Source organism: Pseudomonas meliae, assembly GCF_001400515.1.
Lineage (GTDB): Bacteria > Pseudomonadota > Gammaproteobacteria > Pseudomonadales > Pseudomonadaceae > Aquipseudomonas > Aquipseudomonas amygdali.
Genome location: NZ_LJQT01000228.1, coordinates 3,200 through 7,421, shown reverse-complemented (window position 1 = coordinate 7,421; position 4,222 = coordinate 3,200). Strand labels below are relative to the sequence as shown.

General features: G+C 58.3%; 5 protein-coding genes (1 of these 5 only partly in view). 1 reads left to right on the top strand and 4 read right to left on the bottom strand.

Annotated features, from left to right (window positions below):
• From recX to ALO64_RS25100, 4 genes are all read right to left on the bottom strand, one after another.
• A protein-coding gene (gene recX, locus ALO64_RS10100; protein ID WP_054991708.1) for a recombination regulator RecX crosses the window boundary here: on the bottom strand, positions 1 to 447 show its 5' portion. Its footprint begins 24 nt before the window's first position; only the first 447 of its 471 coding nucleotides appear in the window; its start codon is at positions 445 to 447; its stop codon lies beyond the left edge, outside the window.
• Positions 448 to 452: 5 nt separating this feature from the next.
• Positions 453 to 1,517: a recombinase RecA gene (recA, locus tag ALO64_RS10095; protein WP_002554688.1), complete on the bottom strand. Its 1,065-nt coding sequence runs from the start codon at positions 1,515 to 1,517 to the stop codon at positions 453 to 455.
• Positions 1,518 to 1,610: 93 nt separating this feature from the next.
• Positions 1,611 to 2,111, bottom strand: coding sequence for a CinA family protein (locus ALO64_RS10090; RefSeq protein ID WP_080900208.1), 501 nt, complete (start codon positions 2,109 to 2,111; stop codon positions 1,611 to 1,613).
• Between the two features lie 24 nt (positions 2,112 to 2,135).
• Positions 2,136 to 2,495 (bottom strand): hypothetical protein, encoded by a 360-nt coding sequence (locus ALO64_RS25100; protein WP_155516252.1) that lies wholly within the window; start codon positions 2,493 to 2,495, stop codon positions 2,136 to 2,138.
• 101 nt (positions 2,496 to 2,596) lie between these two features.
• Between ALO64_RS25100 and mutS the strand changes: the two genes are divergently transcribed.
• On the top strand, positions 2,597 to 4,222 hold a 1,626-nt coding region (gene mutS, locus ALO64_RS26295), incomplete at its 3' end, for a DNA mismatch repair protein MutS (RefSeq protein WP_235804992.1).

Here is a 4,222-nt window from a genome sequence, read left to right as displayed (position 1 = left end):
GCTTAACAAGCGGCCGATCATATCCAGCGGATAGCCGCGATAACTCAGAAACCTTCCCTGCCTGGCTCGCTCACGAGCATCAACAGGCAAAGCACCGGCAAACTTGCGCTGCCAGAGCTCGTGAAGCTTCTCCTGCCAATCAATGCCGCACTCCCTGAGCGCCTGCTCAATGTCGGCACGTTGCAAGCCACGCTGATTCAGCTCTTCTCGAATACGAACAGGACCGTAGCCCGAACGTGCCCGGTAAGAAACGAAGCTTTCAAGGTAACGGGATTCAGAGAGCAGGCCTTCCTCGACCAGACGGTCGAGTGCTGCATCGATAAGCTCAGGGGGAGCGCCGCGCTGACGCAGTTTACGCGTCAACTCGACTCGACCGTGCTCGCGACGTGCGAGCAGGTCCATTGCAGTGCGCCTTACGGCGACGGGTGTATCGAGTACGGCAGGCATGGCTATCAGATATCGACATCTGCTTCAGACATATCATCGGCAGCCACTGCTTCACGTGAGCCAACAGCTTTGGTGTCGACGCCAGGGGTGAGCAACTTGTCGCGAATCTGCTTCTCGAGCGCTTTGCAGATTTCCGGATTGTCTGCCAGGAATTTGGCCGAGTTGGCTTTACCCTGACCGATCTTGCTGCCCTGGTAGCTGTACCAGGCACCGGACTTCTCGACAAAACCATGCAGCACGGCCAGATCGACGATTTCACCGTTCAGGTAGATACCCTTGCCGTAAAGAATCTGGAACTCGGCCTGACGGAATGGCGGAGCCACCTTGTTCTTAACGACCTTGACGCGGGTTTCGCTGCCGACAACCTCGTCGCCTTCTTTCACTGCGCCTGTACGACGGATATCCAGACGTACCGAAGCGTAGAACTTCAGGGCGTTACCACCGGTAGTGGTTTCCGGGCTACCGAACATCACGCCGATCTTCATGCGGATCTGGTTGATGAAGATCACCAGGCAATTGGCGTTCTTGATGTTACCGGTGATCTTGCGCAGCGCCTGCGACATCAGACGTGCCTGCAGACCCACGTGCATATCACCCATTTCGCCTTCGATCTCTGCCTTAGGCACCAGCGCAGCAACGGAGTCGACAACGATGACGTCGATGGCGTTGGAACGTACCAGCATGTCGGTGATTTCAAGCGCCTGCTCACCGGTGTCCGGCTGCGAAACCAGCAGGTCGTCGACATTGACGCCCAGTTTGCCGGCGTATTCCGGATCAAGCGCGTGCTCGGCGTCGACAAACGCACAGGTAGCACCCATTTTCTGGGCTTGCGCGATGACCGACAACGTCAGCGTGGTTTTACCGGAAGACTCTGGACCATAGATTTCCACGATCCGGCCTTTCGGCAGACCGCCGATGCCCAGTGCGATATCCAGACCCAGCGAACCGGTGGAGATGGCAGGAATAGCCTGGCGATCATGGTCGCCCATGCGCATCACGGCACCTTTACCGAACTGACGCTCGATCTGACCCAAGGCCGCAGCCAAGGCTTTCTTCTTGTTGTCGTCCATTGAAGTCCTCACGTAATCAAATTCAATTAGGGCCTTGATGGCCACAACAACTGTATAAGTAGACAGTATTATTCCACAGCGATGAGCGCGCGCCTACCCCTGTTTTGGCATTTCTCCACACGCAAGCTGTATAAGCCCTTGCAGCGCGGCTTCGACCGTCTGTCGACGGACCTGATCCCGGTCGCCATCGAACTGGCGACGCTGTGCGACAAGCGCATCATCCTTGCCCCAACACAGCCATACGGTACCGACCGGTTTATCCGGCGAACCACCGCCAGGCCCTGCAACACCGCTGACTGCGACGGCGAATCGCGCGCCGCTTTCACGCTGCGCACCTCGCACCATGGCTTCGACAACAGGCTGGCTGACCGCCCCGGCCTCTACGAACAGTGCCTCGGGCACGCCCAATTGCCGGGTCTTCTGGGCATTTGAATAAGTCACATAACCCGCTTCGAACCACGCCGAGCTGCCAGCGATGCGTGTGATCGCTTCGGCGATTCCGCCTCCCGTGCAGGATTCGGCGGTGGTCACTTGAGCGTTCATTGCGTCGAGAAGCCTGCCAAGTGTATCGGCCAGCCCGGTTATCTCGTCCACGGTGTCCTCGTTCATGCTGGAAGCCTATAAAAGTGATTCCTGAGACAAGGCAGCCGCCTTGAAGCGGGTCTGCCATTGCCGGTTTATCGCGCATCTTTCCTGCGTTCCGGCTTTTTGACCGTTTCGACCGTCGTTTCTCTCGGCCTTTTTCTGGCTTCTTCCAGCGGGATGAAGCGACCGTTGACGGAATCCCTTGCTCGTTTGTTTTTCATATAAAAGTCCTTTTTTATAGCGTGCCGCCCGGTTATCGAGTAGCAGCGATGAAAGTCTATACGCCAAATCGAGGTTGATGGCTGTCAGGAAACGCCCGGTCACCAATAAGCGGAAGGTACGCTCTAACTGCACCGCATGATTGAGCGTGATAACCTTGCGACCATCGCACATACCCGGCAGACGCCCCTCGATTCAAGGAGGGACCACCCGTCATGCCTCAAGGTTGCCTCACTCCTCTCAAGAACCTGCCTAAGCCACTGATGAATAAAGCAATTTCCGACCTGTCCTCACATACTCCGATGATGCAGCAGTACTGGAAACTCAAAAACCAGCACCTGGATCAACTGATGTTTTATCGCATGGGCGATTTCTACGAGATCTTCTACGAAGATGCGAAGAAAGCCGCCAAGTTGCTGGACATCACCCTGACCGCGCGCGGTCAGTCGGCAGGCCAGAGCATCCCCATGTGCGGGATTCCTTATCACGCCGCCGAAGGCTATCTGGCCAAACTGGTTAAGCTGGGCGAATCGGTCGTGATCTGTGAGCAGATCGGCGACCCGGCCACCAGCAAGGGCCCGGTGGATCGTCAGGTGGTCCGCATCATTACGCCCGGAACCATCAGCGACGAGGCCTTGCTCGATGAGCGCAGGGATAACCTGATTGCCGCCGTACTGGGTGACGAACGCCTGTTCGGCCTTGCCGTGCTGGACATTACCAGCGGCAACTTCAGTGTGCTGGAGATCAAGGGCTGGGAGAATCTGCTGGCCGAGCTTGAACGCATCAACCCGGTCGAGCTGTTGATTCCGGACGACTGGCCGCAAGGTCTGCCTGCCGAAAAACGCCGTGGTGCGCGACGTCGTGCGCCGTGGGATTTCGAGCGCGACTCAGCCCATAAAAGTCTGTGTCAGCAGTTTTCAACCCAGGACCTGAAGGGTTTTGGTTGCGAAAACCTGACACTCGCCATCGGTGCTGCGGGCTGCCTGCTCAGCTACGCCAAGGAAACCCAGCGTACCGCCCTGCCCCACTTGCGCAGCCTGCGCCACGAACGCCTCGACGATACGGTAATCCTCGACGCAGCCAGTCGGCGTAACCTTGAGCTGGACACCAACCTCTCCGGTGGCCGCGACAATACGCTGCAATCGGTCATGGACCGCTGCCAGACGGCGATGGGAACGCGGCTGCTGACCCGCTGGCTGAACCGGCCGTTGCGCGACCTGACGATTCTTCAGGCACGCCAGACGTCCATTACCTGCTTTCTGGAGCGCTACCGCTTTGAGAACCTGCAGCCTCAGCTCAAGGAAATCGGCGACATCGAGCGGATTCTGGCGCGTATCGGCCTGCGTAATGCGCGACCACGAGACCTTGCGCGTCTGCGCGACGCCCTGAGCGCCCTGCCCGAACTGCAGCAGGCGATGACCGACCTGGAGGCGCCGCATCTGCAGCAACTTGCGCAGACTGCCAGCACCTATCCGGCACTCGCCGATCTGCTGCAGCGCGCGATCATCGACAATCCGCCTGCCGTGATACGCGACGGCGGTGTTCTGAAAACCGGCTACGACGCTGAGCTGGATGATCTGCAATCGCTGAGTGAAAACGCCGGTCAGTTCCTGATCGATCTGGAAGCCCGCGAAAAGGCCCGTACCGGTCTTGCCAACCTGAAAGTCGGTTACAACCGCGTGCACGGCTACTTCATCGAGTTGCCGAGCAAACAGGCCGAGCAGGCCCCGGCTGATTACATACGCCGCCAGACCCTCAAGGGCGCCGAGCGCTTTATCACGCCCGAGCTCAAGGAATTCGAAGACAAGGCGTTGTCGGCCAAAAGCCGCGCACTGGCACGTGAAAAGATGCTCTACGAAGCGCTGCTTGAAGACCTGATCGGCCATCTAGCGCCGCTGCAG